Origin of the sequence: Streptomyces lavendulae subsp. lavendulae, assembly GCF_002803845.1 — a bacterium.
Lineage (GTDB): Bacteria > Actinomycetota > Actinomycetes > Streptomycetales > Streptomycetaceae > Streptomyces > Streptomyces lavendulae.
Window position 1 is genome coordinate 2,223,353 of sequence record NZ_CP024985.1, and the last position, 25,185, is coordinate 2,248,537.

The following is a 25,185-nucleotide window of genomic DNA, read 5'->3' on the forward strand; positions in this document are numbered from 1 at the left end:
ATAGTGGCCGGATCCACCCGCTCAGGAGGGTGCGGGCCCGCTCCAGTCGGCCGGAACGTGTCCCAGGCGGACCCGTTGGGGGTGGTCGCCGACCGGGACGGAGACCCGCTTGGTCCCGGTGGCGAAGTCGATGGCGGTGACCCGGTCGGCGCCGCTCTCGGAGATGACGCAGGCGGTGCCGTCGCCGTCGACGGTGGCCCAGTAGGGCTTGTCGGCGGGGACGAGCGGCCCCTGGGCGAGGGTGGCGCGGTCCACGACGGTCGCGTAGTCGTCCATGGTCCCGGCGACGCAGAGCTTGGTGCCGTCGGGGCTCATCGAGAGGCCGTGGTGGCGGGAGTCGTTGACCCAGGTGGTGCGGTCGGTGCTGGTGGCGGGGTTGACGGGGAGTTCCTTGATCCGGGTGATCCTGTCGGTGGCCACGTCGTACTCGACGACGCCGTTGAAGAAGGACACCTGGAAGTAGATCTTCGACTCGTCGGGGCTGAAGGACATGGGGCGGACGGCGTCGGAGAGGTCGTGGCGGCCGAAGGCGTCGAGGCGTTCGCGCATGTCGATCACCCGGACCGTGCGGAAGGTCCGCGCGTCGACGACGGTGATCTTCCGGTCGCCCTTCGTCCAGTCCAGCCAGGGCGCGTCGAGGGCGGAGGTCACGTCGCCGATCGAGCTGTTCCACAGGTAACGGCCGTCGCGGCTGAAGGTGTTCTCGTGCGGCTTGTCGCCGGTGGCGAACGAGCCGGCCTCGCGGCCGGTGGCGATGTCGAGGACGTGCACGGTGTTGGCCGTGGACGCGGACACGGCGACGCGGGTGCCGTCGGGCGAGACCGCCATGTGGTCGGCGCGGTAGCCGGCCACGGGGAAGCGCCAGTTGATCCGGCCGGTGCGCACGTCGATGGAGACGACGTCGGCGAAGCTCGGGCGGGAGACCACGACCGCGGAGCCGTCCGGGGTGGTGTACATGTCGTCCGCGAACTGGTCGTGACCCTCTCCGGCGCCGGCCCGGATGCCGAGGAAGAAGGCGAGCCTGACGGGGTTGAGGTAGATCTCCCGCAGCCGCTCCTCCTTGTCGGGGATCACGTTGATCCGGCCGATCCGGGCGAGGTCTCCGGTCGAGGCGAGGGCGTCGGCGGTGCCGTCCCAGTTGTTCCCGACGAACAGCACCTCGCGCAGGGGTTCGGCGGGGGCCGCCGCCCGGCCGGGTGCGGCCAGGGCGGTGACGGCGGTGGCGGCGAGGAGGACCGCGGCCACCGGGTACCGGGTGCGCAGGCTGTGTAACATCCGTTCAACTCCGTTGGGGGGAAGGGGTGGAGCGGGAACGTGGGGCGGACCGCTTGCTGTTACCGGCGGGTAAAATAGACGGAACGCCGAAAGGGCACAACCCCCGTGGGGTCGTGCCCTTTCGGCGTGTGCGTGTGCGGGTGCCCCGGCGCCACGGCCGCCCGGCACCGCTTCAGGCGACGGAGCCGATCCGGGTGACCACGGTGTGCGACGGGTCGTGGTGGATCGGGATGTGCGCGCCGGTGAGCGAGACCCCGGTGCCGCCGCGGCGGTTCGCGACGATCTCGGCGGCGATGGACAGCGCGGTCTCCTCCGGGGAGCGGGCGCCGAGGTCCAGGCCGATCGGGGAGCGCAGGCGGGCCAGTTCGAGCTCGGTGACGCCCACCGCGCGGAGCCGCTCGTTGCGGTCCTCGTGGGTGCGGCGGGAGCCCATGGCGCCGACGTAGGCGACGGGGAGCTTCAGGGCCAGTTCGAGGAGCGGTACGTCGAACTTGGCGTCGTGGGTCAGCACGCACAGGACGGTCCGGCCGTCCACCCCGGTGCCCTCCAGGTAGCGGTGCGGCCAGTCGACCACGATCTCGTCCGCCTCGGGGAAACGATTCCTCGTGGCGAAGACGGGCCGGGCGTCGCACAGGGTCACGTGGTAGCCGAGGAACTTGCCGATCCGCACCAGGGCGGAGGCGAAGTCGATGGCACCGAAGACGATCATCCGCGGCGGCGGGACGCTGGACTCGACGAGCACCTTCAGCGGCTCTCCGCAGAGCCTGCCGTCGGCGCCGATCTCCAGGACGCCGGTCCGGCCGGCGTCGAGCATGGCGCGGGCCTCCCCGGCGATGGTGCGGTCGAGCAGGGGATGTCCGCCGAAGCCCCCTTCGTAGGAGCCGTCGGACTGGACCAGGAGCGCGCGGCCCATCAGCTCCTCGGGGCCGTCGGCGATCCGGGCCACCGCGGCCGTCTCCCCGTGCGCGGCGGCGGCCAGCGCACGGGCCAGCACCTGGCGCCGCGGGGAGCCCACGGGCACCGGGGTGACCAGGATGTCGATGATTCCGCCGCAGGTCAGGCCCACGGCGAAGGCATCGTCGTCGCTGTAGCCGAAGCGCTCCCGGACGGTCTCGCCGTCTTCGAGCGCCTGCCGGCACAGCTCGTACACCGCGCCCTCCACGCATCCGCCGGAAACCGAACCGATGGCAGTGCCCTCGCCGTCCACGGCGAGTGCGGCTCCGGGCTGCCGCGGGGCGCTCCCGCCGACCGCCACGACCGTGGCGACGGCGAAGTCGCGCTCCTGCTCGACCCACCGGTTGAGTTCTTCGGCGATGTCCAGCATGTGCGGCCTCCTCGGAGGGTTCGTTTCCAGTATCGGATGCGTGGAGGGTCAGGTACGGATGACGTCCGGACCTACTTCACCCCGAGCCACGCCTCGATGGGGTGGAGAGCGAAGTAGATCAGGAAGATGCCGGTCAGCGCCCACATGAAGCCACCGACCTCGCGGGCCTTGCCCTGCGCGACCTTGATGGCCACGTAGGAGATGACACCCGCGGCGACACCGGCCGTGATCTGGTAGGTGAACGGCATGATCACGACGGTCAGGAAGACCGGGATCGAGGTCGCGCTGTCGGACCAGTCCACGTGGCGGGCGTTCTGCATCATCATCGCGCCGATGACCACCAGGGCGGCCGAGGCGACCTCACCCGGGACGATCTGGGTGATCGGGGTGAAGAAGAGGCAGGCGGCGAAGAAGAGGCCGGTGACGACGGAGGCGAGGCCGGTACGGGCACCCTCACCGACGCCGGTGGCGGACTCGACGAACACGGTCTGGCCGGAGCCGCCCGCGATGCCACCGATGGCGCCACCGGCGCCGTCGATGAACAGCGCCTTCGACAGGCCCGGCATGCGGCCCTGGTCGTCGGCCAGCTTGGCCTCGGTGCCGACGCCGATGATGGTGGCCATCGCGTCGAAGAAGCCGGCGAGCACGAGGGTGAAGACGATCATGCCGATCGTCATGACGCCGACGTCGCCCCAGCCGCCGAACTCGACCTTGCCGAAGAGCGAGAAGTCCGGCATCGAGATCGCGGAGCCCGCGAGCTCCGGCGGACCGTTCTTCCAGGCCTTCGGGTCGATGTCCACGATGGCGTTCAGGATGGCCGCGAGGACGGTGCCGCCGACGATGCCGATGAGGATCGCGCCGCGGACCTTGCGGGCCTGCAGCATGAAGATGGCGAGCAGGGTGATGCAGAAGAGGAAGACGGGCCAGCCCGAGAGCTCACCGGTCGCACCCAGCTGCACGGGGGGCGCGAACTCCCCGCCGTTGCCGACGAAACCGGCCTTGACCAGGCCGATCAGGGCGACGAAGAGACCGATGCCCATGGTGATGGCGTGCTTGAGCGCGAGGGGGATCGCGTTCATGATCATCTCTCGGAGGCCGGTGACGACCAGGAGACAGATCACGACGCCGTACATCACGCACATGCCCATGGCCTGCGGCCAGGTCATCTGCGGTGCCACCTGCGAGGACAGCACGCCGGAGACGGACAGGCCGGCGGCCAGGGCGAGCGGGACCTTGCCCACGAAGCCCATCAGGAGGGTGGTCAGGGCCGCGGCGAAGGCCGTGGCCGTGATCAGGGCCTTCTGGCTCATGGTGTCTCCGGCGACGTCCTTGCCGGAGAGGATCAGCGGGTTGAGCAGGAGGATGTACGCCATCGCCATGAAGGTCGTGATACCGCCACGGACCTCGTTGCCGATGTTCGAGCCTCTGTGCGTTATGTGAAAGTACCGGTCGAGCCAAGAGCGTCCGGCGGGGGTCAGGGAGCCGTCGCCGGCTTCCTCCGCACTGGTCTTGGGCTCCACTGCTGACTGGGTCATGGTGCCTAACTCCCAAGGTTCATAGGGGCACCCGCATAAAGATTGGAGACGCGGGATTTGGGAAACTCCGTTTGGCTGCACGACCCGGGGTGACGGCCCGAGGCGACGCGAGAAGTGCACTGCGTGTACTGCGGGTAGTGCGGGGGTGACCGCTGGTACTACGTGGGGGTTTCTGCAGGGGTACTGCCGGTGGTGCGAGGACCGCGAGCGGTGCGGTACTTGGTGCTCCGGGCGGTGCGACTGGAAGTGTGACGTTCCCGTGCCGCACCGCCCGGAAATCCGGGGGGTCCGGGGCCTCGCGGCCCGCGGACCGGCCGTCCTAGAGGGTCCCGGTGAGGGCTTCCGGACGGATCGGGGTCTTGTTGAGCTCCAGACCGGTCGCCTGCCGGATCGCCGCGAGGACGGCCGGGGTGGACGACAGGGTGGGGGCCTCGCCGAGACCGCGCAGACCGTACGGCGCGTTCGGGTCGGCGAGCTCCAGGACGTCGACCGGAATGGTCGGGGTGTCGAGGATGGTCGGGATCAGGTAGTCCGTGAAGGAGGGATTGCGCACCTTCGCGGTCTTCGGGTCCACGATGATCTCCTCCATGACCGCCACGCCGAGGCCCTGGGTGGTACCACCCTGGATCTGGCCGACCACGGAGAGCATGTTCAGGGCCTTGCCGACGTCCTGCGCGGTCGCCAGCTCGACGACCTTGACCAGGCCGAGCTCGGTGTCCACCTCGACGACCGCACGGTGCGCGGCGAAGGTGTACTGGACATGGCCGTCGCCCTGACCGGTCTTGAGGTCGAAGGGCACGGTCGGCCGGTGCCGGAACTCCAGCTCCAGGTCGATCGCCTCGTCCTCCAGGATGTCGGCGATGTCCGCGAGGACCTCGCCGCCGTCGGTGACGACCTTGCCGCCCTCCAGGAGGAGCTCGGCGTGGGCCCAGGCCGGGTGGTACGAGCCGTTCTTGCGGCGGCCCATCTCCAGCAGCGCCTCGCGGACGTGCTCACAGGTGTTCTTCACCGCGCCACCGGTCATGTACGTCTGCCGCGAGGCGGACGTGGAACCGGCGGAGCCGACCTGCGTGTCGGCCGGGTGGATGGTCACCTGCGTGACGCCCAGCTCGGTACGGGCGATCTGCGCGTGGACGGTGACGCCGCCCTGGCCGACCTCCGCCATGGCCGTGTGGACCATCGCGACGGGCTCGCCGTTGATGACCTCCAGGCGCACCCGGGCGGTGGAGTAGTCGTCGAAGCCCTCGGAGAAGCCGACGTTCTTGATGCCGACCGCGTAGCCGACGCCGCGGACGACGCCCTCGCCGTGGGTGGTGTTGGAGAGACCGCCCGGCAGCGCGCGGACGTCCGCGCCCTCACCGGCCGACTCCCACTGGCGCTCCGGCGGCAGCGGACGGGCCTTGACCCGGCGCAGCAGTTCGGCGACCGGCGCCGGGGAGTCCACGACCTGGCCGGTGGGCATGACCGTGCCCATCTCCATGGCGTTCAGCTGGCGGAACTCGACCGGGTCCATGCCCAGCTTCGCCGCGAGCTTGTCCATCTGGGCCTCGTACGCGAAGCAGGCCTGGACGGCGCCGAAGCCGCGCATCGCGCCGCAGGGCGGGTTGTTCGTGTAGAGCGCGATCGCCTCGATGTCCACGTCGTCGAGGACGTACGGGCCGACGGAGAGGGAGGAGGCGTTGCCCACGACCGCCGGGGAGGCCGACGCGTACGCGCCGCCGTCCAGGACGATCCTGCACTTCATGTGCGTGAGCTTGCCGTCCTTGGTGGCGCCGTGCTCGTAGTGGAGCTTCGCCGGGTGACGGTGCACGTGGCCGAAGAAGGACTCGAACCGGTTGTAGACGATCTTGACCGGCTTGTTGGTCGCGAGGGCCAGCAGGCAGGCGTGGATCTGCATCGAGATGTCCTCGCGGCCGCCGAAGGCACCGCCGACGCCGGAGAGCGTCATGCGGACCTTCTCCTCGGGCAGGCCGAGGACGGGGGCGATCTGCTTCAGGTCCGAGTGCAGCCACTGGGTGGCGACGTAGAGGTCGACGCCGCCGTCCTCGCCGGGCACGGCCAGACCGGACTCCGGGCCGAGGAAGGCCTGGTCCTGCATGCCGAAGGTGTACTCGCCCTCGACGATGACGTCGGCGCGCTTGCGGGCCTCTTCCACGTTGCCGCGGATGATCGGCTGGCGGTGCACGATGTTCGGGTGCGGGACGTGACCGGCGTGGTGGTCGTCGCGGCCCTCGTGGACCAGCGGCGCGTCGGCGGCGAGGGCGGAGGCCTCGTCCGTGACGAGCGGCAGCTCCCGGTAGTCGATCTTGATCTTGGCGGCCGCGCGGCGGGCGGTCTCCGGGTGGTCGGCGGCCACGAGGGCGACCGGCTCACCGTGATGACGTACCCGGCCGTTGGCCAGCACCGGGGTGTCCTGGATCTCCAGGCCGTAGTTCTTCATCTCGGCCGGCAGGTCGTCGTACGTCAGGACCGAGTAGACACCGGGCATCGCCAGCGCCTCGGAGACGTCGATGGAGACGATCTCGGCGTGGGCGACGGTGCTGCGCAGGGTCTGGCCCCACAGCATGTCCTCGTGCCACATGTCCGAGGAGTAGGCGAACTCACCGGTGACCTTGAGCGTGCCGTCCGGGCGCAGCGTGGACTCGCCGATGCCGCCCCTGGTGTGCTTCTGGGTGACGTTCGTCGGGGTGCCGGAAGGCGTGGTGCGGGTGTTGGCCATGATCAGAGCGCCTCTCCCTGACGGGCGGCCGCGAGGCGGACCGCGTCGAGGATCTTCTCGTAACCCGTGCAGCGGCAGAGGTTGCCGGACAGGGCCTCACGGATGTCCTGGTCGGACGGGTCGGCGTTGCGCTCCAGCAGCTCGTCGGCCTGGACCAGCAGGCCCGGGGTGCAGAAACCGCACTGGACGGCGCCGGCGTCGATGAACGCCTGCTGGATGTTGGAGAGCTCCACGCCCTCGCCCGTCCGGGAGTCGCCGGGCCGGGCGGACCAGCGCTTGGCCTCGTCGGTGGAGACGCCCTTGGTGCCACAACCGCCGCCGGCGGCGCAGGCACCGCCGTGGCCGTGCTCGGCGCGCTGCTTGGCGAAGTCGGCCAGGCCCTCGACGGTCACGACGTCGCGGCCCTCGACCTGACCGGCCGCGACCAGACAGGAACAGACCGGCACGCCGTCGAGGCGGACGGTGCAGGAACCGCATTCGCCCTGCTCGCAGGCGTTCTTCGAACCGGGCAGGCCCAGACGCTCACGCAGCACGTACAGGAGGGACTCGCCCTCCCACACGTCGTCGGCTTCCTGCTGACGACCGTTGACGGTGAAATTGACGCGCATGGTTACGCAGCCCCTTCGAGCGGGCGGCCGGTGGTGCCGCGGTACTGCTCCCACGTCCAGACGAGCTGGCGGCGAGCAAGGATGCCGACCGCGTGGCGGCGGTACTTCGCCGTGCCGCGGACGTCGTCGATCGGGTTGCACGCGGCGGAGGCGAGCGCAGCGAACTGCTTGGCGATCGACGGGGTGATGACCTTGCCGTTCTCCCAGAAGCCACCCTCTTCGAGCGCGGCGTTCAGGAACTCCTCGGCCGCCTTCGCCCGGATCGGGGTCGGGGCGGCGGAGGCGATGCCCGTGCGCACGGTGCGGGTGTCCGGGTGCAGCGCCAGGCCGAAGCCGCAGACCGCGATGACCATCGCGTTGCGGGTGCCGACCTTGGAGTACTGCTGGGGGCCCGTGGCGTTCTTGATGTGGACCGACTTGATGAGCTCGTCGGCGGCGAGCGCGTTGCGCTTGACCCCGGTGTAGAACTCGTCGATCGGGACCAGGCGGGAGCCGCGTACCGACTCGACCTCGACGCTGCAGCCGGCCGCGAGCAGCGCGGGGTGGGAGTCACCGGCGGGCGAGGCGCAACCGAGGTTGCCGCCGACACCGCCGCGGTTGCGGATCTGGGGGGACGCGACCGTGTGCGAGGCGAGCGCGAGACCCGGCAGCGTTCCGCGCAGGTTCTCCATGATCTGGGTGTACGGAACGGAGGCTCCGAGCTCGGTGACCTCCTCGCCGACCTCCCACTCCCGCAGCAGTTCGATGCGGTTGAGGTCCAGGAGGTATTCCGGACGGCGGTGGTCAAAGTTGATCTCGACCATGATGTCGGTGCCACCCGCGATGGGCACAGCTGTCGGGTACTCGGCCTTGGCGGCGAGCGCCTCCTCCCAGCTGGCGGGGCGAAGGAAGTCCATGAGCGGCTCTCTTCATTCTCAATCGGGTCGTTCACTTCAAGCCAGGAAGCCGATGGCCCTCGACTGGTCGTTCACGTGCTGTTAACGCGGTGTGGAGTCAGTACACAAGCCGCGCGTCCCCCGGGTGCAGTCACCGAAACCATGAAGGAGTTGGCTGACGGCCTCCCTCGTCTTGTAGATTCGTATGAAAGGCAGGATGCGACGACCTGCCCGTTTTCCAACGGCAACATTCGAGACAGATCGGCGGCGACATCATGCGGCTGCGCGCACTGCTGGAAACCGAGGCGCTGGGGCTGCGGCTGCTGGGCGGCGAGGATGAACTCGACCGGACGGTCCGCGGGGTCATGACGACCGACCTGAGGGATCCCAGCCGATACCTATCCGGAGGCGAACTCGTCCTCACCGGCCTCGCCTGGCGAAGAAATTCAGCCGATTCCGAGCCGTTCGTACGAATCCTCGCGAGCGCGGGCGTCGCGGGCCTCGCGGCCGGCGAAGCGGAACTGGGAGACATCCCGGACGATCTCGTTTCAGCCTGTCGGCGCAACCGGCTCCCGCTCTTCGCGGTGAACGAGGACGTTGCATTCGCCACCATCACGGAGTACGTGGTGAGGCAGGTCTCCGGGGAGCGCGCGGGCGACCTCGCGGCCGTCGTCGACCGCCACCGGCGCCTGATGACATCCGGTCCCGCGGGCGGCGGACCCGATGTGGTGCTGGATCTGCTCACCACGGACCTCGATCTCCGGGCCTGGGTGCTCTCCCCGACCGGCCGGCAGATCGCCGGGGCGGGGGAACCACTGGCTCCGGGTATCTGCGCGACGCTGGCGAGCGAGCACCTCGCGGCGGTCCGGACCGGCCGCAGGGGCCCGCACCGGATGTCCATCCAGGGTATTACCTACTCCCTGTTCCCGATCAGGGGACACGGCCGCGGACCTGCGGGTCCCGTCTCCCGGGACGTGCGCGAGAGCGTGCTCTCGGACTGGCTGCTGGCCGTCGAGGCCGACGCGGGCGACTGGCCCGCCGAACGCCTGGACCTGCTGCAGGGCGTCACCCAGCTGATCGCCGTCGAGCGGGACCGCCGCGACGGTGCCCGCACGGTGCGCCGCCGGCTCGCGCAGGAGGTCCTCGAACTGGTCCAGACCGGCGCCCCGCCGGCCGAGATCGCCGCCCGCCTGCGGGTGGCCGCGCCCGTGCTGCTGCCCGGACTGGGCGCCGCCCCGCACTGGCAGGTCGTCGTGGCCCGGGTGGACTGGGACGGCGGGGACATCCCCGGCGGCCCGGTGGCCCAGTCGCTGCTGGAGGAGATCCTGGTCGACCCGTCGATGTCCGGGCCGGAACCCTCCGACCGGATCGCGGTCGCCCATTCGGGTGACGAGGCCATCGCGCTGGTGCCGCTGCCCGCCCTCTCCGGCGACTCCGGGGAGGACAAGGGCCCCGACTCCGCGCTCCACGCGGACGCGCTGCTGTCGGCCGTACGCGAGCCCCTGGCGGCCGGTCTGGCCGACGACGGGCGGCTCACCCTCGGCGTCAGCGCGGCCGTGCACTCCGCGGAGGGGCTGCGCGGCGCGCTGGAGGAGGCCCGGCACGCCCGCCGGGTCGCCGCGGCCCGCCCCGGCCGGGTCTGCGCCGCCGGCCACCACGAGCTCGCCTCGCACGTGCTGCTGCTGCCGTTCGTCCCGGACGACGTGCGCCGCGCCTTCACGGCCCGGCTGCTGGACCCGCTGCGCGACTACGACCGCCGCCACCGCGCGGAGCTCATCCCGACCCTGGAGGCCTTCCTCGACTGCGACGGCTCCTGGACCCGCTGCGCGACCCGGTTGCACCTGCACGTCAACACGCTGCGCTACCGGGTCGGGCGAATCGAGCAGCTGACCGCGCGCGACCTTTCCCGGCTGGAGGACAAGCTCGACTTCTTCCTCGCCCTGCGGATGAGCTGATTCCGCAGGCCCCCGCCCTCCTGAACAGGGCGGCGGCCGAGGGGACGGCGTGAGACGGCTGACGAGCCGTCCGGACTTTGTGAAAGAGTTCACCCGACCCCTTGGCCGAGGCAGCAGATCCGTGCTCTCATTTCGCCCCAGGGCTCAACGACGTGCTGCTTGGTTGCTTCGGGGAGGGCAATGTGGCGGATACCGCCATGTCCGGTGCGGGATCAACGGGGGGCGACGACCCCCTCCAGCGAGCGATATGGCGGCTGCGCTCGCGCGGCTGTTGGACCGACGCGGCGGCCCTGCTGACGCCGCACGCGAACGAGGCCCGGGCGGCGGTGCAGCGCACCGCGCTCCTGGTGGAACGGTGCCTGTTCACCGGTCAGGGCTGGGCCGAGGCGGAGGACGCCCTGCGGGTGGCCGAAGCCGTGGCCCGGGACGACGACGAACGCGGCGCCGCCGCCTGCGAACGGGGCCAACTGGCCTACGCCGCCACGGTGCTCGGCGTCCGGGACCGGGCCGACGAGGCCCGCTCGGCACTCGGCCGCGCGGCGGCCCTGCTCGCGCCCACCTCCCGCACCCGGCCGCTGCTGGACTTCCGGCGGGGACTGGTCGCCGAGCACCTGGCCGACGCCCCGCAGGCGGCCCGGCCGGCGTACCACCGGGCCCACGCGGGCGCGGAGGCGCACGGGGACACCCTGCTGCTGTCGTTCACCTGGCGGCACCTGGCCGCGCTGGCCCTGCGCGACGGCGAGCTGGCCGAGGCGCGCAAGGGCTTCGCGGAATCCCTGCGCATCCGGGAGGACCTGGGGTTCCTGGTCGGCACCGCCCCGGCACTGGCGGCGCTGGCCGAGGCCGAACCGGAGCCGGAGGCCGCCCGGCTGCGCGCGGAGGCCCGCCGCCTGTTCCACCTGCTGGGCGGCATCCCCACCTGGCTCGCGGACCAGCTGGCCCCGTCCCCGGCCTGAACCGGCGGCCCGGGGAGCCCGCCGTTCAGGCGGCGGATCAGCAGCCGGCGGATCCCGCGAAGTGCTCCCGTACGAGCGACTCCACCACCGGGAGGTCCTGGGCGACCAGGGCCTCCAGGAGGGCCGAGTGCTCCGCCGCGTCGGCGACGAGGTCGGCGCGGCGCACGCGCGGGGCGCCCGGCAGAGGCCACTGGGCCCGGCGGTGGAGCTCCTCCGCGATCCGCACCAGCTGGGCGTTCCCCGCCAGGGAGAGCACCGCCCGGTGGAAGGCCCGGTCGGCGTCCGCGTACGCCGGCAGGTCGCCCGCGGCGGCCGCCTCCGCGGTGGCGAGGGCCGCCGGGCGCAGGGCCTCCCAGGTGGCGGGGGGCACGGTGCGGGCCAGCCGGAGCATCACCGGCACTTCCAGCAGGGCGCGGACCTCGGCCAGTTCGGCCAGCGCGCGCGGGGTGCCGGACAGCACCCGAAATCCCCGGTTGGGCAGGCACTCCACCGCACCTTCCAGCGCCAGCTGCTGCATCGCCTCGCGCACGGGGGTGGCGGAGACCCCGAAGCGCTCGCCGAGCGCGGGGCCCGAGTAGATCTGCCCGGGCGCCAGCTCCCCGTCGACGAGGGCGGCGCGCAGCGCGTCCAGCACCTGCCCGCGCACCGAATGGCGCAGCACCTTCTGCGCGGGTACCGCGGGTACCCATGACTCCTTCGACACCGGGGCGTGGGCCGCTTCGTGCACTCGGTCCTCCTCCAGGTCTCGACCGGTACCGAGGATAGGTGAATTCCCCCGGTACGTCGGGGGGTGCCCGGGGCGTACACAGCACGAAGATCCGGTAAGGTTAGGCTAACCTTGTAACGATCGCGTGATTCGGTGGTGCGTCATGACCTGCCCGGCGGCCGACATCCTGCTCCCGCCCGCACCCGCCCCGGCCGGCTCTCCGGTGGCGGAGGCGTACGGGCGCCTGACGGCCGCCTACCCGGGTCTGCGGATCGACGAGCGCGGCGCGCACGAACCCCTCCCCAGCGGTGCGGGATGGGTCGGCGCGGACGAGCTCGCGGCGGGCGGCACGGCCCTCGACGACCACCTCGCCTGGGACGCGGCCCAGGTGCTGCGGGACTACGGGCGCGCGGCGCGGCCCGACGTGGTGGCCGGCTTCGGCCTGCACCGCTACGCCTGGCCGGCCTGCCTGCTGATCACGGTCCCCTGGTTCCTGGAGCGCCGGGTGCCCCGGCTGCCCGTGGACCGGGTGGCCTTCCACCGGACCGAGGGCCGGATGTCCGTACGCGTCGAGGAGTTCGCCTGCCTGCCCGGCGATCCGGCGGCCGGACTTCCCGGAGCCCGGACCGTCCCCGACGAGGAGGCGCTGCGCGAGGAGGTGCGGGCAGCGGTGGCCCAGCACCTCGGACCGCTGCTGGAAGGTTTCGGCCCCCGGCTGCGGCGCGGCCCGCGGGCCCGGTGGGCGCTGGCCACGGACGAGGTCGTCGAGGGCCTCTGGTACCTCGGGAGCCTGCTCGGCGAGGAGCGGCGGGCCGTCGCCGAACTGCGCCGGCTGCTGCCCGGCGGGGCCGCCCCGTACACGGGGGGCGCGGACTTCCGCACCCTGACCGGCCCCGGCGGCGAGGAGCTCACCACCCGCGACCGGGCCGGCTGCTGCTTCTTCTACACGATCCGCCCCGAGGACACCTGCACGACCTGCCCACGCACCTGCGACACGGACCGCGTCACCCGGCTCTCGGCGGTGACCGCCGCCGACTGAACCCACCCCCAGGGGTGAAGCTGATTCGAACGCAACTCGGCTCGTACGCGCGCCAGTTCGAGTCACAACACCCTATCCGACGGGCCCCGCCCCCCGTTGGCGTCCTCTTGCCCGGAAACCCGCGTGCACCACGGACCTGCTGCGCCACTATGGCGCCCGGAAAGCCGCATACGCGAGGCAAGGGACACCGCATGAGACTGACCGACATATCGCTGGACTGGCTGCTGCCCGGCAGCCTGTTGATCCTGGGCGTACTTGCGGCAGTGGCGGTACTGGCCCGGGGCAAGCGGGAGGCCGAGAAGGCCGCGGCCGACGACAGCTGGGAACGCAGCGAGGAACGCAGGCGCCGCAAGGAGGCCGTCTACGGGACCGCTTCGTACGTCCTGCTCTTCTGCTGCGCAGCGGTGGCCGCCGCGCTCTCCTTCCACGGGCTGGTCGGCTTCGGCCGGCAGAACCTCAACCTCTCCGGGGGCTGGGAGTACCTGGTCCCCTTCGGCCTCGACGGCGCCGCCATGTTCTGCTCGGTGCTCGCCGTCCGCGAAGCCAGCCACGGCGACGCGGCCCTCGGCTCGCGCATGCTGGTCTGGCTGTTCGCGGGCGCGGCGGCCTGGTTCAACTGGGTTCACGCGCCCAGGGGTTCGGGCCACGACGGGGCCCCGCAGTTCTTCGCCGGGATGTCGCTCTCGGCGGCCGTGCTCTTCGACCGCGCCCTCAAGCAGACCCGCCGCGCGGCACTGCGCGAACAGGGCCTAATCCCGCGGCCGTTGCCGCAGATCCGGATGGTCCGCTGGCTGCGGGCCCCGCGGGAGACCTTCGGGGCCTGGTCGCTGATGCTGCTGGAGGGCGTACGCACCCTCGACGAGGCCGTGGACGAGGTGCGCGAGGACAAGAAGGAGAAGGAGAACGACCGGCACCGCAGGCGGGAGCAACACCGCCTGGACCGCGCCCACATCAAGGCGCTGGGCCGGCAGAACAGGGCGTTCGGGCGGGCCCGCGCGCGCCAGGTCGACATGCCGGGGCTGGCCCCCGGGTCGGGCTCCGCGCCGGTCGGCGCGGAGCCGGCCATATCGGAAGCGGACCAGCTGCCCCTGCGACGAAGGCCCTCCCTGCAAGCCGTGAACGCGAACGGAAGCGAGTCACCTGACCCGTCCGCCCCCCGGACGGTGGACCTCACCGCCGAGGACGACACCCAGACCATCCCCCGGCTCGACTCACTGGAGCGCAAACTGAAGGACCTGGAACAGCAGTTCGGCTGAGCCGGGCCGCACGGTCGCAGCGGGGCGCAACGCGCCCCGCTGTCGCACGTCCGGACCCGGCGGAAGCCTGAGGCGGCCCCCGGCTCAGGCCGGGGCGGGCGCCTCCAGTTCGAACCAGACCACCTTGCCGCGGCCCGGCGCGAGCGGATCCACGCCCCAGGCGTCGGCCAGCGCCTGCACCAGGACCAGCCCCCTGCCGTGCGTACCGTCGTCGGCGGACGTTACGTACGGAGTGGGGCGGCGGGCGTTGAAATCGCGGACCTCCACCCGCAGGCGGGTGGCGACGAGGGTGACGGACACCTCGGCGCCCTGCTCGGTGTGCACCAGGGCATTGCTGACCAGCTCGGTGACCAGCAGTTCCGCCACGTCGGAGGTCTCGGCGCGGCAGCGGTGGCGCACCAGCTCCCGAAGGGCCCTGCGGACCTCGCCGACCGCCTTCAGATCGGCCCGGCGCACGCTGCGTCTGATCTCGGTCGTCCCCGTCCTCGCCGCCCCGTCCCCGACGGACGGCTCGCGCGCCACCGGTCCCCCTCTTCTCCACGGCTTCCCGGTATTCGCCCCCACCCGCACGGCGATGCCCCTCCCGCTTTCCCACGTGCTCGAACAGGCCTGCGGAATGCATGCCCCCCGAGGCAGTCCGCACTCCTGCGCCCTCAGGGGCGGGGCACGTTACGGAGGTTGGATCGAGCCATCTGGATCATCCGGCCGACCCCGCCGTCCAGCACGATCTTGCTGGCGGACAGTGCGAATCCGGTCACCATTTCGGCGCTGATCCTGGGGGGAATCGACAGGGCGTTGGGGTCGGTCACCACGTCCACCAGAGCCGGCCCCGGATGCCGGAAAGCATCCCGCAAAGCCCCTGTGAGCTGCTTTGGCTTCTCCACGCGGACCCCGAACGCGCCCGCCGCGCGGGCGATGGCGGCGAAATCCGGGTTCCGGTTCGTGGTTCCGTACGAAGGAAGGCCGGAAACCAGCATTTCCAGCTCGACCATTCCGAGCGATGAGTTGTTGAACAGGACCACTTTGACGGGCAGGTCGTACTGCACGAGGGTGAGGAAATCTCCCATCAGCATGGAGAAACCACCGTCACCCGACATCGACACCACTTGACGGCCCCGGTCGGTGAACTGTGCGCCGATGGCCTGCGGGAGGGCATTGGCCATGGAACCGTGGCTGAAGGAACCGATGATGCGCCGCTTGCCGTTCGGGGAAAGATAGCGCGCCGCCCATACGTTGCACATGCCGGTGTCGACGGTGAACACTGCGTCCTCGTCGGCGAGTTCGTCGAGGACCGCCGCCACGTACTCCGGGTGGATCGGCGTGTGCTTCTCCACCTTGCGGGTGTAGGCCCGCACCACCCCCTCCAGCGCGTCGGCGTGCTTCTTCAGCATCCGGTCCAGGAAGGCTCGGTCCGTCTTGGCCCGCACCCGCGCGTTCAGGGCGCGCAGGGTCTCCCGTACGTCGCCCCAGACCGCGAGGTCCAGCTGGGAGCGGCGGCCGAGGTGTTCCGGACGGATGTCCACCTGGACGATCTTCACGTCGTCGGGCAGGAAGGCGTTGTAGGGGAAGTCCGTACCGAGCAGGATCAGCAGGTCGCACTCGTGGGTGGCCTCGTAGGCCGCGCCGTAGCCGAGCAGTCCGCTCATGCCGACGTCGTACGGATTGTCGTACTGGATCCACTCCTTGCCGCGCAGGGCGTGCCCGACGGGTGCCTTGACGCGGCCCGCGAACTCCATCACCTCGGCGTGCGCCCCGGCGGTGCCGCTGCCGCAGAAGAGGGTGACCCGGTCGGCCTCGTCGACCAGCCGGACCAGCTTGTCGATCTCCCCGTCGCCGGGCCGCACGGTGGGCCGGGCCGTGACCAGGGCGTGTTCCACCGCCTTCTCGGGGGCGGGCAGCGAGGCCACGTCCCCGGGCAGGGCGACGACGCTCACCCCGCTGCGGCCGATGGCGTGCTGGACGGCCGTCTGGAGCAGCCGGGGCATCTGGCGGGGGTTGGAGATCAGCTCGCTGTAGTGGCTGCACTCGCGGAACAGCTGGTCGGGGTGGGTCTCCTGGAAGTAGCCGAGGCCGATCTCGCTGGAGGGGATGTGCGAGGCCAGCGCGAGGACCGGGGCCATGGAGCGCTGGGCGTCGTAGAGGCCGTTGATCAGGTGGAGGTTGCCGGGGCCGCAGGAGCCCGCGCAGGCGGCGAGGCGGCCGGTGATCTGGGCCTCGGCGCCCGCGGCGAAGGCGGCCGTCTCCTCGTGCCGGACCTGGATCCACTCGATGTCGCCGGTCCGGCGGATGGCGTCGACGACCGGGTTGAGGCTGTCGCCGACGACCCCGTACATCCGTCGTACGCCCGCGCGCACGAGGATGTCCACGAACTGCTCCGCGACGTTCTGCTTGGCCATGGAGGGTCGCCCCTTCTGCTGCGGCTTCGGCCCGGACCGGGTGCGCCTCCCATCCACGCACGTTCCGCCCGCTCACGCCTCCCAGACCGCGGCGGCCGTCCGGTCGTCGGCGTACCCCTTGAGGCGGAGCTGGGTGTCCGCGAGGAAGGCCGCGAGGCCCGGCGGTTCGGCCTGCGACCAGCGGGAGGCGAGCTCGTCCGCGAGCAGGCCCTCCTCGCGCAGCGGGTCGGCGAGGCCGCCGGAACAGAGCAGCAGGGTGTCGCCCGGACGGGCCACGGCGGCCCGGAACCGGAAGGCTCCGGGCGTCGGCCCGTCCGGCTCCAGGTCCTGCCAGCGGCCCGCGCGCAGCCGGAAGAGCCCGCCCGCGCCGGCACCGAAGCAGACCCGGTTGCGGCAGGCGGGGTCCAGGGGCAGCAGCAGCCCGCGCAGTCCGGCGGTGTACGCCTCCTCCGCGAGCCCCAGCTCGGCGGCGCGGGCGCGCAGGCGGCCGTAGCCCCGGTCGGTGAGGCGCTGCAGGCCCGAGAGCAGGGCCTCGCGGCGGCCGGCCCGGATGTCGTCGGCCAGCCGCTCCCGGCTGCGGCCCACGGCCGCGGCGACGGAGTGGCCCAGCTCGGCGGCTGCCTCCCGGGCTCCCGGCGCGGCCCGGTCCCCGCCGGCCAGCACCACCAGGACCAGGCCGTCGTCGCCGCCACCGAAGCGGGCGGTGAGCAGGAGGTCCCGGCGGGCCTCGCCCCGGAACCGGGCGGAGTCCCCGCGCAGGGAGGCGGCGCGCAGGGTGTACGTGCCGTAGCGGGCCCCTTCCAGGACGGTGTCGGGGGTGAGGAAGTCCAGCGCGGCCGGGTCGGCGGCGGGGAGGGCGCCGGGCTCGGGGGCGTAGGTGGGGGCCCGGTCCCCCAGGTGCCGGACCGCCGGGCGAGGACCGTACGGGGACTCCGGGGTGTCCGGGGCCTCCGGGGCCTCCGGGGCACCGGACTCGTCCACGTCCGCCGCCTCCCGCACCCGGCCCGGCCCGGGCGGCGGCGGGGGCCACCGCCGGGCGTCCGCACCCTCGACGGGCGGCACCACCACGTCACCCCGCGCGTAACCGGTCTCCCCGGCCACCCGAGGATCCGACCGCCCCGGCTGCGCCGGCTGCACCACGGGCGGGACGACGCCGGGCGGCGGCGCCGCGGGTTCCCCCGGTACGGGCCGGGCGGGCATCCCGGACCCGACCGACGGCGGCGCCGCCGCCGGGGTGGGCGGCCCGTCGAAGGCGGGGGCCGAGGGCACCGTCGGGGCGGGTGTCGCGTCCCGGGCGGGCTCCCCGGCCGCAGGGGGTCGCTCGGCGGCGGTGGGACGGGGTGGTGGGGTGTCAGGGGAGGGGCGGGCGGGGGGTACGCGGCCCGGTGGTGCGGGGGGCCACGGCGGGTCCGGCTCCGGGGCGCGCCGGGCGGAGGGGACGTCCGGGGCCGGGCCCGTCATGAGGGTGGCCGCGGAGCGGAAGCGCTGGTCCAGGGTGTCCCCCGGGTCAGGTTCGCTCCCCGCGTCCGCGTCGTCGTAGAGCTTCTGCCACCAGTCCTCCGCGCCCTGCTGACTCATGCCCACATTGTCGGCCTCCCGGGCCCCCGAAAACCCCCGAACTCACGAAAAGGGTCCACCGGGCCGCCGCCCGGTGGACCCCTCCCCCACACCCCGTACGGACTAGCGGACTTCGTACGCCCGCTCGACCGTCTGGGTGACCGTGGCCCCCTTCGCGTCGGTCATCTCGACCTTCAGCGAGACCGGCTTCCCGGAGGCCCCCGCGTGGTTCACGACGGCGGTCCACCGGCCGCCGTCGTGGAGCACCGGCGCCTGCGTCCAGTGCTCGCCGTCGTACGCGTACGACAGCTTCACCGCCGTCAGGGCCCCCGGCGCGTACCCCGCGTGCCCGCCGGCGCTCAGCCCGATGCGCTGTCCGTCCGCCGCGGCGACCGTCTTCAGGCCGTCCATCGGGGCGTCGTACCGCGGGAAGAGGACGGGCAGGCCCTGCGAGTACGCCGAGGGGTCGAGCTTCGAGGTGAAGCCCCATGCGGTCCGCACGGCGGTGGACCGCTGCCAGGTGCGGGTGGGCGGGCCGATCTTCTCGATGTTCTGGACCAGCTCGTAGCGGCCCTCCCCGGCCGGGACCTCGAACACCCCGAACGGGTACCAGCTCTCGCCGATGACCTCCCCGTCCCGCTTGAGCTGCAGGCCGCCGATGTCACCGAAGGAGCCGGGCTGCGCGTAGTGCGTGCCGTCGCCCCACATGGCCGGGGCGAAGCCGATCAGGTTGCCCTGCCGTTCGGCGGCCAGGGCCTCCTTCCCGGCGCGGTCGCGGGGGGCGACCGGCGCGGTGACCCCGTCGTACCAGACGGCGGCGGTCCGGGTGCCCTTGGCGTACGTGCGCTGCTCGCCCGTCATGAACTCGCCCCAGGGGAAGCTGCTGGAGAGGGTCTGGTCCCAGGCGGTGTCCCCGGCCGTGTAGTACTCCGTCCTCGTGCCGGGGACGGCGACGGTCTCGATCGAGCCGAAGAAGACGGCGGTGCCGATCGGCCGGTAGGCACCGGCCAGGTCGATGAAGTCGGCGGCCACGCCCATGGAGTGGTAGCCGGCGTCGACCCGGCCGAGGTCGCGGTCGCGCACCCGGTAGGCGTGGGCGCCCTGGACCCGTCCCTGCTCGGGGAAGGCGAGGGAGTACGCGTACGGGCTCTTCGCGGTGCCCCGCCATTCCAGGGTGACCTGGCCGGCGGACAGGCGGGCCAGCAAGGCCTTGCCCTCGGCGGACTCGATGCCCAGGACGGGCAGGGCGCCGCCCGCGAAGCCGGTGGAGGGGACCCAGCGGCCGGGGGCCTCGCGGTGGCCGAGCACGGCGACGGCCCCGGCCTTCTTCGCGTCCTCGGCGACGGTGTTCAGGCCGCCGTCCTCGGTCTTCACGAGGACGACCGCCCCCTGGGCCCCGGCCGCGGCCAGTTCCGCCGGGGTTCCGGTGCCCGCGTCGACGAGCCGGGCGCTGCCGTGCCCGTCGAGGTTGTCGCTGCCGGTGGAGGCGGTGACGGGGTGCAGCACGGGGCCGCCCTGCGCCTTCAGTTCCGCGAGCACGGGCGCGCCGGCCCGCCAGTAGCTGCCGAACTCGAACGAGCCGTCCTCGGCGCGGCCTTCGACATCGGCGTAGTAGCCGCGGACGGTGCGGCCGCCCATGGCGGTGCCGGCGTGCAGCCAGACCCCGCCCCAGCTGCGGGCGAAGGCGAGGGTGGTGGAGCGGGCCTCGACCGGCCGGTCCGCCTCGACGGTGAGGCGGCCGGCCTTGCGGGCGTCGAGGACGACGGTGGTGTCCCGCCGCACCTCGGTCTGGGGGCGGCCGAGGTAGGTGAGGGAGTCCGTCAGGGTGGCGCCCTCCCCGGCGTCGGGGGTGGCGACGAAGGCCGAGAGGAAGTAGGCGCCGGGGCGCACCCGGTAGACCTGGTCGGCGGCGCCCTCGTTGAAGCGGCGTTCGCCGGTGGCGTCGTCGGTGCCGATGACGTCCAGGGAGGAGGGGCCGGTGGCGGGACGCCCCGCGCGGTCGATCAGCTTGACGCGCAGGGTGACCGTCTCGGGCTCGACGTAGAGGGAGAAGGGCGTGGAGACGTGGACGCCGTCGGCGGTGGCGAGGACGCGGCCGGTGACGTCCCCGTACTGGGCGCGTTCCAGCTTCGCGGCCGGGTCGAGGGCGAGCGGCACCTTGACGGTGGCTCCGGCGGGGACGGTGACGGTGTCGCGCTCCAGCCGGGCGACCCGGCCGCGCACCGCCGAGCCGTCGTTGCCGGTGACCTTGCCGAGCGACAGCGTCAGCGTGACGGGCCGGCTGCCGGTATTGGTGTACGGGACCTCGACGACCGTGCGGTCGCTGCGGTCCTGCGGCCAGTGGTACGTGCCGCCCTGGACCGCGGGGGCGCCTGTGACGGTGACGTCGACCGCGGCCTTGACGTCGAGGCGGCCGGCGCCGGTCTCCCGTACGTCGCCGGGGACGGCGCTGTTCGCGGAGCCGACGAGGGCGGCCTTGAGCTGCTGCCCGCTCCAGTCGGGGTGGCGCTGCTTGAGGACCGCGGCGGCCCCGGCGACGTGCGGGGTGGCCATCGAGGTCCCGGACATGGACTGGTACGCGTACACGCCGCGCCCGCCCATGTTGGCGGCGGAGATGCCGACGCCGGGGGCGGCGATCTCGGGCTTGAGGGTGTGTCCGGGTCCGGCGGGGCCGCGGCTGGAGAAGACGGCGGTGGTGTCGTCGCGGTCGACGGCGCCGACGGTCAGCACGTCGGGGGCGCAGCCGGGCGAGGAGACGGTGTTGTTGCCGGGGCCGGAGTTCCCGGCGGCGACGACGAACAGCGGTCCCTGCCGGGAGAGCCGTTCGGCGGCCTCGGCGAGCGGGTCGTCGCAGGCGGTCCGGGAGGGGTCGCCCAGGCTCATGGAGACCACGTCGGCCTTGGACTCGACGGCCCACTCCATGCCGGCGATGATCCACGAATCGAGCCCGTAGCCCTGGTCGTTGAGCACCTTGCCGCTGAGCAGCCGGGTGCCGGGCGCGACGCCCTTCTTGGCGCCGCCGCTCTCGGCGCCGGAGCCTCCGACGGTGGAGATGGTGTGGGTGCCGTGGCCCTGGCGGTCGGCGTCGGTGTCGGAGTCGGTGAAGTTCTTCGAGGCGTCGACGCGGCCCTTGAGGTCGGGGTGCTCCAGGTCGGTGCCGGTGTCGAGGACGGCGACCCGGGTGCCGGCCCCGTCGAAACCGGCGGCCCAGGCGGCGGGGGCGTTCACCTGCTTGGTGGAACGCTCCAGGCTGCCGCGCACCTTGCCGTCGAGCCACAGCTTCTTCAGCCCGCCGGCGGCGCGCGAGCGGCCGTCGCCCGCCGCCACGTCGGCCCAGAACTCGGCGGCGTGTTCCTTGTCGGCGGCGAGGGCCACGGCGCCGATGGAGCCGAGGACCAGGGAACGGTCGGCGCCGCGCGGGGCGGGCGGGGCGCTGCGAGCCACGTTCACGGAGCCGTCGTAGACCGCGATCAGGGGGAGCTTCGCGGCGTGGGCGTCGTCGTAGCCCTGGCGGATGAGGCCGGTGACGTTGAAGAGCTGCGGGTCGACGGTGCCCGCGGCGAGCGCCCGGGTGGCGCCCTCGGGGTAGACGTAGAGGTCCTGGCCGCTCTGGCGGGTCTGGACGACGGGCTGGGAGCCGTTCGCGCGGGGCATCGCGGTGGCGGCGGTGCGGCCGGCGGCGTCGGTGGACACCAGGATCCGGTCGCCGGTGACGAGGGTGACGGTGACGGGCGCGGTCGGCCGTGCGCCGGCCGCCGCACTGCCGACGAGTGGTCTCCCGCCGCCCGGCACCGCGTCGTCCGGCTGTGCCGCGGACGGGCCGACGGCGGTGACGGCGAGGACGGCCGCTGTGGCCGCCCCGAGTGCCGCGCGCGATATCGGGCGCATCGCTCTCCCCAGGTTAATTCCGGCCAATGGCGCGTTTTGCGGGGCATGACGGCCCCGCAGGTGACCACCGGCCGAAGGATGTTGGTGCTGCGGTGGCGTCACCCTGGCAGAGCGGCGGGAGGTGCGGAGATGATGTCCGCGGCGGGTTTGCGCCGTGGCCGCTTCCCGCCAGGATCGGTACCGACGATGGGGGTGGACGGGTTGCTGGGTGCGATAGGCCTGGACGAGGGTCAGGAGACGGCGTACCGCGCGCTGGTGGCGCTGGGGGCGGCGGAGGTCCCGGACCTCGCGCACCGGCTGACACTGCCGGTGCCGCAGACCGAACGGGCGCTGCGGCACCTGGAACGGCACGGCCTCGCCGCGCAGTCGTCGGCCCGGCCGGGCCGCTGGGTCGCCGCCCCGCCCGGCGTCGCGCTGGGGGCCCTGCTCACCCAGCAGCGCCACGAACTGGAACAGGCGGAGCTGGCGGCGGCCCTGCTGGCACAGGAGTACCGGGCGGAGGCGGCCGAACCGGCGGTGCACGACCTGGTGGAGGTGGTGACGGGGGCCAGCGCCGTGGCACACCGCTTCCACCAGCTCCAGCTCGGCGCCGCGTCGGAGGTCTGCGCCCTGGTCAGCGGCAAGCCCCAGGTGGTGACGGGCATGGAGAACGAGGCCGAGGAACGGGCGGCGGTCCGGGGCGTGGCGTACCGGGTGGTGATCGAGCGGGAGGTGCTCACCCTGCCCACGGGGATCCGGGAGGCCGGGACGGCCCTGGCCCGCGGGGAGGAGATCCGGGTGACGGCCGAGGTCCCGACGAAGCTGGTGATCGCCGACGGCACCCTGGCGATGGTGCCGCTGACCGCCCGGGGGGCGGAACCGGCGGCCCTGGTCGTCCACGCCTCCGGCCTCCTGGAGTCGCTGCGGGGCCTGTTCGAGGCGGTGTGGCGCGAATCCCGCCCGCTGCGGCTGGGCACCACGGGCTACGCGGAGGAGGGCGACGGCGGCCCGGACACCACCGACCTGGAGATCCTCTCTCTGCTCCTGGCGGGGATGACGGACGCCAGCGTGGCCAAGCACCTGGACCTGGGCCTGCGGACGGTGCAACGCCGGGTGAAGGGCCTGATGGAACTGTCCGGGGTCACCACACGGCTCCAGCTCGGCTGGCAGGCGTACGAGCGGGGCTGGGTGGCCCGATAGCCCCCGGTCGGTCAGGCTGGGCAGATGGATCTGCCTCAGCTGCTCCTGGTGGGGCTGGTGCTGCTGCTCGGGGTGCTCGGGGTGATGGTTCCGGGCGTACCGGGGACCTGGCTGGTCTGGGCGGGGGTGCTGTGGTGGGCGCTGCACGAACGGTCGGGCACCGCGTGGACCCTGCTGGTCGCGGCGACCGCCCTATTGCTGGTGGTACAGGTGGTCAAGTGGCTCCTCCCGCCACGCCGTCTGCGCGGCACCGCCGCGAACGGGCGCATGGCGGTCTACGCGGGCACGGGCGCGGTCCTGGGCTTCGTCCTGATCCCGGTGATCGGCTCGGTCCCCGGCTTCGTGGGCGGCATCTACCTCTGCGAACGCCGCCGCCTGGGCACGCACGGCGAGGCGTGGTCCTCGGTCCGGGCGGTGATGCGGGCTGTGGGCACGAGCGTGCTGGTGGAACTCGTCGCCTGCCTCTGCGTCACCGCAGCATGGCTGACCGCCGCCCTCACGGGCACCTGACCGACACCCCACCCCTGGGGCTCCGCCCCAGACCCCGCGCCTCAAACGCCGGCGGGGCTGGATTTCACCTGGCCGGGGTGGAATTGTGCCGCGGCCGGGGGCGGGGACGGGGTGGGGTGTTGGCCGGGAGGTAAAACGTGATGTGTTGGCGCGAGGTGCCGACAGACCACTGGAGGCCCGGACAGGGCGCAATAAATCATGCAGTCCCGGACGACACCCCACCCCGGCCCCGACCCCGACCCCGCCCGGCCAGGGCAACGGCCCGGCCAGGGCTACGTCAGACGCGGCCGTTCCGCTTCGCGGAGTAGTTCGCGCGGCCCACCGCCGACTTCATCCGCCAGTCCCGGCGGAGCTCCGCCCGCAGCCGCGCGTCCGTCTTCGCGACGATCCGCTGGTTCTCCCGCATCAGCTTCCGGTAGCTCTCCAGCCGGCGTTCCGGCAGCTCCCCGGCCTCCACGGCCGCCAGCACCGCACACCCCGGCTCCGCCTCATGCGCACAGTCGTGGAACCGGCACCGCGCCGCGCACTCCTCGATCTCCGAGAAGACCTGCCCGACCCCCGCCTCCGCGTCGAACAGCCCGACCCCCCGCAGCCCCGGGGTGTCGATCAGGACTCCCCCGCCCGGCAGGGCGAGGAGGTTGCGCGTGGTGGTCGTGTGGCGGCCCTTGCCGTCGACCTCGCGGGTCTGCTGCACGTCCATGACGTCCGCGCCGAGCAGCGCGTTCGCCAGCGTGGACTTGCCGGCCCCGGAGACGCCGAGCAGCACGCTCGTGCCTCCGGCGGCGACGGCCGCCAGCACGTCCGTGCCCTCCCCAGTGTGGGAGGAGACGGTGAGCACGGGGACACCGGGAGCGGTGGCCTCCACGTCCTGGACCAGGTAGCCGAGGGCGGTCGGGTCCGGGACGAGGTCGGCCTTGGTGAGGACGACCAGCGGCTGCGCCCCCGACTCCCACGCCAGCGCGAGGAACCGCTCGATGCGGCCGAGGTCGAGCTCACCGGCGAGCGAGACCGCGATGATCGCGTAGTCGACGTTCGCGGCGAGGATCTGCCCCTCCGAGCGCTGCGAGGAGGTGGACCGTACGAAGGCGGTCCGGCGCGGCAGGTACGCCTTGACGTAGCGCGGGTTCCCGGTCGCCTCGACGGCGGCCCAGTCACCGGTGCAGATGACGCGCATCGGGTCGTGCGGGGTGACGAAGGCGGTGTCGGCGCGGACGACGCCGTCCGCGGTCATGACGTCGCACTGCCCGCGGTCGACCCGGACGACACGGCCGGGCAGGAGGCCCTGGTCGGCGTACGGGGCGAACTCCGCTTCCCACGCGTCGTCCCAGCCGAAGGGGGTGAGAGCGTGCGGGAGGGAGGAAAGAGAAGAGAGAGACAAGGGGAACCCTTCACAGGGTGGCCCCGGCA

General features: G+C 72.8%; 18 protein-coding genes. 6 read left to right on the forward strand and 12 right to left on the reverse strand.

Features of this window, described 5'->3' with window-relative positions; all coding sequences use genetic code 11:
• Positions 1–21: 21 nt before the first annotated feature.
• From SLAV_RS09310 to SLAV_RS09335, 6 genes are all read right to left on the reverse strand, one after another.
• Positions 22–1,275, reverse strand: coding sequence for a YncE family protein (locus SLAV_RS09310; protein ID WP_030234518.1), 1,254 nt, complete (start codon positions 1,273–1,275; stop codon positions 22–24).
• 172 nt (positions 1,276–1,447) lie between these two features.
• Positions 1,448–2,599 (reverse strand): XdhC family protein, encoded by a 1,152-nt coding sequence (locus SLAV_RS09315; protein ID WP_030234516.1) that lies wholly within the window; start codon positions 2,597–2,599, stop codon positions 1,448–1,450.
• 71 nt (positions 2,600–2,670) lie between these two features.
• Complete coding sequence (locus SLAV_RS09320; protein WP_030234513.1) at positions 2,671–4,134, reverse strand: NCS2 family permease; 1,464 nt, start codon at positions 4,132–4,134, stop codon at positions 2,671–2,673.
• A 319-nt stretch (positions 4,135–4,453) separates the two neighbouring features.
• Positions 4,454–6,853 (reverse strand): xanthine dehydrogenase subunit D, encoded by a 2,400-nt coding sequence (gene pucD, locus SLAV_RS09325; RefSeq protein ID WP_030234510.1) that lies wholly within the window; start codon positions 6,851–6,853, stop codon positions 4,454–4,456.
• A gap of 2 nt (positions 6,854–6,855) precedes the next feature.
• Positions 6,856–7,461 carry a (2Fe-2S)-binding protein gene (locus SLAV_RS09330; protein ID WP_030234508.1) on the reverse strand — a complete coding sequence of 202 codons (606 nt, stop codon included), beginning with the start codon at positions 7,459–7,461 and terminating at the stop codon, positions 6,856–6,858.
• Positions 7,462–7,463: 2 nt separating this feature from the next.
• Positions 7,464–8,357 carry an FAD binding domain-containing protein gene (locus SLAV_RS09335; protein ID WP_030234506.1) on the reverse strand — a complete coding sequence of 298 codons (894 nt, stop codon included), beginning with the start codon at positions 8,355–8,357 and terminating at the stop codon, positions 7,464–7,466.
• Between the two features lie 254 nt (positions 8,358–8,611).
• Between SLAV_RS09335 and SLAV_RS09340 the strand changes: the two genes are divergently transcribed.
• Both SLAV_RS09340 and SLAV_RS09345 read left to right on the forward strand, forming a co-directional pair.
• The gene (locus SLAV_RS09340; protein WP_030234503.1) at positions 8,612–10,291 is read left to right on the forward strand and encodes a PucR family transcriptional regulator; all 1,680 of its coding nucleotides are present in this window, start codon (positions 8,612–8,614) and stop codon (positions 10,289–10,291) included.
• A gap of 197 nt (positions 10,292–10,488) precedes the next feature.
• On the forward strand, positions 10,489–11,247 hold the full coding sequence (locus SLAV_RS09345; RefSeq protein ID WP_030234501.1) for a hypothetical protein: 759 nt from the start codon (positions 10,489–10,491) through the stop codon (positions 11,245–11,247).
• A 37-nt stretch (positions 11,248–11,284) separates the two neighbouring features.
• On the opposite strand, the gene SLAV_RS09350 is transcribed toward SLAV_RS09345, so the two are convergent.
• Positions 11,285–11,950, reverse strand: a complete 666-nt coding sequence (locus SLAV_RS09350; RefSeq protein WP_234333739.1) for a GntR family transcriptional regulator — start codon at positions 11,948–11,950, stop codon at positions 11,285–11,287.
• 166 nt (positions 11,951–12,116) lie between these two features.
• Here SLAV_RS09350 and SLAV_RS09355 point away from each other — a divergent pair, with 166 nt between their 5' ends.
• Together SLAV_RS09355 and SLAV_RS09360 are read left to right on the forward strand one after the other, a co-directional pair.
• Positions 12,117–12,992: a (2Fe-2S)-binding protein gene (locus SLAV_RS09355; RefSeq protein ID WP_051841177.1), complete on the forward strand. Its 876-nt coding sequence runs from the start codon at positions 12,117–12,119 to the stop codon at positions 12,990–12,992.
• A gap of 191 nt (positions 12,993–13,183) precedes the next feature.
• On the forward strand, positions 13,184–14,248 hold the full coding sequence (locus SLAV_RS09360) for a DUF2637 domain-containing protein (protein WP_030234494.1): 1,065 nt from the start codon (positions 13,184–13,186) through the stop codon (positions 14,246–14,248).
• Positions 14,249–14,332: 84 nt separating this feature from the next.
• On the opposite strand, the gene SLAV_RS09365 is transcribed toward SLAV_RS09360, so the two are convergent.
• The 4 genes from SLAV_RS09365 to SLAV_RS09380 form a co-directional block, all read right to left on the reverse strand.
• Entirely contained in the window at positions 14,333–14,770 is a 438-nt protein-coding gene (locus tag SLAV_RS09365) for an ATP-binding protein (protein WP_030234491.1), read from the reverse strand.
• Between the two features lie 131 nt (positions 14,771–14,901).
• The gene (locus SLAV_RS09370; protein ID WP_030234487.1) at positions 14,902–16,644 is read right to left on the reverse strand and encodes a pyruvate dehydrogenase; all 1,743 of its coding nucleotides are present in this window, start codon (positions 16,642–16,644) and stop codon (positions 14,902–14,904) included.
• Positions 16,645–16,716: 72 nt separating this feature from the next.
• On the reverse strand, positions 16,717–18,222 hold the full coding sequence (locus tag SLAV_RS09375) for a protein phosphatase 2C domain-containing protein (protein ID WP_030234485.1): 1,506 nt from the start codon (positions 18,220–18,222) through the stop codon (positions 16,717–16,719).
• A 102-nt stretch (positions 18,223–18,324) separates the two neighbouring features.
• Complete coding sequence (locus SLAV_RS09380; protein WP_030234482.1) at positions 18,325–22,089, reverse strand: S8 family peptidase; 3,765 nt, start codon at positions 22,087–22,089, stop codon at positions 18,325–18,327.
• A gap of 201 nt (positions 22,090–22,290) precedes the next feature.
• On the opposite strand from SLAV_RS09380, the gene SLAV_RS09385 reads away from it, so the two are divergent.
• Together SLAV_RS09385 and SLAV_RS09390 are read left to right on the forward strand one after the other, a co-directional pair.
• Positions 22,291–23,268: a helix-turn-helix domain-containing protein gene (locus SLAV_RS09385; protein WP_030234480.1), complete on the forward strand. Its 978-nt coding sequence runs from the start codon at positions 22,291–22,293 to the stop codon at positions 23,266–23,268.
• Between the two features lie 24 nt (positions 23,269–23,292).
• Positions 23,293–23,778 (forward strand): DUF456 domain-containing protein, encoded by a 486-nt coding sequence (locus SLAV_RS09390; protein ID WP_030234478.1) that lies wholly within the window; start codon positions 23,293–23,295, stop codon positions 23,776–23,778.
• Positions 23,779–24,055: 277 nt separating this feature from the next.
• Here SLAV_RS09390 and rsgA read toward each other — a convergent pair whose 3' ends face one another.
• Entirely contained in the window at positions 24,056–25,156 is a 1,101-nt protein-coding gene (gene rsgA / locus SLAV_RS09395) for a ribosome small subunit-dependent GTPase A (RefSeq protein ID WP_030234476.1), read from the reverse strand.
• Between the last annotated feature and the right edge of the window lie 29 nt (positions 25,157–25,185).

Coding starts and splice junctions, on each gene's coding strand:
- SLAV_RS09310 (WP_030234518.1), bottom strand. CDS start 1,275: ATGTTACACAGCCTGCGCACCCGGTACCCGGTGGCCGCGGTCCTCCTC.
- SLAV_RS09315 (WP_030234516.1), bottom strand. CDS start 2,599: ATGCTGGACATCGCCGAAGAACTCAACCGGTGGGTCGAGCAGGAGCGC.
- SLAV_RS09320 (WP_030234513.1), bottom strand. CDS start 4,134: ATGACCCAGTCAGCAGTGGAGCCCAAGACCAGTGCGGAGGAAGCCGGC.
- pucD (WP_030234510.1), bottom strand. CDS start 6,853: ATGGCCAACACCCGCACCACGCCTTCCGGCACCCCGACGAACGTCACC.
- SLAV_RS09330 (WP_030234508.1), bottom strand. CDS start 7,461: ATGCGCGTCAATTTCACCGTCAACGGTCGTCAGCAGGAAGCCGACGAC.
- SLAV_RS09335 (WP_030234506.1), bottom strand. CDS start 8,357: ATGGACTTCCTTCGCCCCGCCAGCTGGGAGGAGGCGCTCGCCGCCAAG.
- SLAV_RS09340 (WP_030234503.1), top strand. CDS start 8,612: ATGCGGCTGCGCGCACTGCTGGAAACCGAGGCGCTGGGGCTGCGGCTG.
- SLAV_RS09345 (WP_030234501.1), top strand. CDS start 10,489: ATGTCCGGTGCGGGATCAACGGGGGGCGACGACCCCCTCCAGCGAGCG.
- SLAV_RS09355 (WP_051841177.1), top strand. CDS start 12,117: ATGACCTGCCCGGCGGCCGACATCCTGCTCCCGCCCGCACCCGCCCCG.
- SLAV_RS09360 (WP_030234494.1), top strand. CDS start 13,184: ATGAGACTGACCGACATATCGCTGGACTGGCTGCTGCCCGGCAGCCTG.
- SLAV_RS09370 (WP_030234487.1), bottom strand. CDS start 16,644: ATGGCCAAGCAGAACGTCGCGGAGCAGTTCGTGGACATCCTCGTGCGC.
- SLAV_RS09375 (WP_030234485.1), bottom strand. CDS start 18,222: ATGAGTCAGCAGGGCGCGGAGGACTGGTGGCAGAAGCTCTACGACGAC.
- SLAV_RS09380 (WP_030234482.1), bottom strand. CDS start 22,089: ATGCGCCCGATATCGCGCGCGGCACTCGGGGCGGCCACAGCGGCCGTC.
- SLAV_RS09390 (WP_030234478.1), top strand. CDS start 23,293: ATGGATCTGCCTCAGCTGCTCCTGGTGGGGCTGGTGCTGCTGCTCGGG.